Annotated in this window: 1 protein-coding gene; it reads left to right on the forward strand. The window is 64.5% G+C overall.

All coding sequences use genetic code 11. The features are described from left to right. Window positions 1-93: 93 nt before the first annotated feature. The coding region (locus ACYQ8K_RS30140; protein WP_459975038.1) for an IS481 family transposase at window positions 94-828 on the forward strand (735 nt) is incomplete at its 3' end.

Consider the following 828-nt stretch of genomic DNA (forward strand, 5'->3'; position numbering starts at 1 on the left):
GACAGGTTGTGAACGGCGTGGTGAGCGGAAGTAGGTGAGGACCTCCGGTATCGGTGTGGTTACCACACACACCCCGATTACCGAGAGGTCCTCATGTCCCACGCTAATGCCTGTTTGACCCCACGTGGCCGGTTGCGGCTTGCTCGTTGTGTCGTCGATGACGGTTGGACGTATGCCCGAGCCGCTGAGCGGTTCCAGTGCTCGACGGCCACGGCCAAGAAATGGGCTGACCGTTACCGTGCCGGCGGGCCTGAGGCCATGGTCGACCGCTCCAGTCGCCCACATCGCAGTCCAGGTCGGCTTTCTCAGCGTCGGGAGCGGCGGATCATCAAGGTGCGCTTCACGCGGCGCTGGGGCCCGCATCGCATCGCCGCCTACCTGCGGCTGGCCCGCTCGACGGTGGAGGCGGTGCTGCGCCGTTACCGCATGCCGCTGCTGCGCCATCTCGACCAGGCCAGTGGGCTGCCGGTGCGCCGGGCCAAACCGCGCCGTTATGAGCATCCCGCACCCGGGGACCTGGTCCACCTCGACATCAAGAAGCTGGGCCGCATCCCCGACGGTGGCGGGCACCGCAAACTGGGACGGCGAGCCGGTCGACGTAACCGCAGCGGTGTGGGGTATGCGTTTTTGCACCATGCCGTCGATGATCATTCGCGGCTGGCCTACTCCGAGATCCTCACCGACGAACGCAAAGACACCGCAGCCGGGTTCTGGTTGCGGGCTAACGGGTTTTTCGTCGATCACGGGATCACCGTCAGGCGTGTGTTGACTGACAACGGAAACTGTTATCGGTCAAAGGCTTTCGCCGATTCTCTCAGCGCGAAGATC

It is taken from the genome of Mycobacterium sp. MUNTM1 (assembly GCF_054660795.1).